Origin of the sequence: Kordiimonas lipolytica (assembly GCF_042651265.1) — a bacterium.
Lineage (GTDB): Bacteria > Pseudomonadota > Alphaproteobacteria > Sphingomonadales > Kordiimonadaceae > Kordiimonas > Kordiimonas lipolytica.
This window is the reverse complement of sequence record NZ_JBHSCR010000022.1, coordinates 1-1,518: the sequence shown is the minus strand read 5'-3', so window position 1 is coordinate 1,518 and position 1,518 is coordinate 1. Positions and strand designations below refer to the sequence as shown.

Below are 1,518 nucleotides of genomic sequence, written 5' to 3'. Positions count from 1 at the left end.
TGTTCCCCGTCAGGGCTTATGGGGCCAAAGAAGGCAATTGCATAAGAGAGGATTTTGATTTCATTTGAAGTGACGTAAGGAACGAAGAATGAAAGCTAAATCCTCTAGTTCAAAAAGTGGCAAGTCAGCCGCAGATCAAACAGTTAAGAACATCCGCCGCGCGACGCGGAAGATTTATTCGGCCGAGGAGAAGATCCGGATTGTCCTTGAGGGGCTGAGCCGCGAGACATCGGTTGCCGAACTGTGTCGCCGGGAAGGCATCGCGCAGAGCATGTATTACAAATGGTCGAAGGAATTTTTGGAGGCCGGCAAGCAGCGCCTGGCAGGCGATACAGTGCGTGCAGCCACCAGTGACGAGGTAAACGACCTAAGGCGGGAAGCCAGGGACCTGAAGGAAGTGGTGGCGGAGCAAACCCTGGAGATACGGCTACTTAAAAAAAGCGTGGTCGGGGATGGGGGGTACGAAGAATGAGATACTCTGCATCTGAGAAGCTTGAGATCATCCGCACTGTCGAACAGTCACATCTGTCGGCACGTCAGACACTGGACAGGATAGGCATTCCACGCACGACTTTCTACCGCTGGTATGACCGGTATCTGGCCAGTGGCTTTGATGGTCTCAATGACCGGCAGCCGCACCCTGGCGAAGCCTGGAACCGCATCCCGGATCATATCCGTAAACAGGTGCATGATATGGCACTGGACGAGCCAGAACTGAGCCCGAGGGAACTGGCCGTAAAGTTCACGGACAGCAAGGGCTACTTTGTGTCGGAAGCCAGCGTTTACCGCATGCTGAAAGCCGCAAACATGATCACCAGCCCGGCCTATGTGGTGATCAAGGCTGCGGACGAGTTCAAAGACAAGCCGGCGCGCATTAACGAGCAATGGCAGACCGACTTTACCTACTTCAAGATCAAAGGCTGGGGCTGGTATTATCTATCCACGATCCTGGATGATTACAGCCGTTATGTGATCAGTTGGAAGCTTTGCAGCACCATGAAAGCCAAGGATGTGACAGACACAATTGATCAGGCGCTGAATGCTTCTGGCTGTCATGACAAAGCTGCCATGCCCCGCCTGTTATCAGATAATGGTTCGTCCTATGTGGCAGAGGAACTGGCGGACTTCCTGAAGGCCAAGGGCATGGGGCATGTTCGCGGCAGGCCATATCACCCGCAAACACAGGGCAAGATTGAACGCTGGCACCAAACACTGAAGAACCGCATTCTCCTGGATAACTATTATCTACCCGGTCATCTGGAACATGAGATCGGCCAGTTTATCCACTACTATAATCACGAGCGATATCATGAAAGCCTGAACAATCTGACGCCTGCAGATGTCTACTTCGGGCGGGGCCCAACCATTCTGGACAGAAGGAGAAAAATCAAACAACAAACCTTAAGACAACGAGCCTTGCGACATCACGCAAAGGCTGCTTAACTTAAAACAAGATATGAGATCAAAACCTCTCTTATTTTAAGCGCCTACTGGTAACAATTTATCTGACGACGGACA

General features: G+C 51.7%; 1 protein-coding gene. It reads left to right on the top strand.

The genetic code is table 11. The annotated features are described in order from the left end of the window. Positions 1 to 88: 88 nt before the first annotated feature. A protein-coding gene (locus ACFO5Q_RS16725; RefSeq protein WP_156431865.1) for an IS3 family transposase occupies positions 89 to 1,443 on the top strand; the annotation gives its coding sequence in 2 pieces (ribosomal slippage) (positions 89 to 433 and positions 436 to 1,443; 1,353 coding nt in all). Positions 1,444 to 1,518 lie beyond the last annotated feature (75 nt).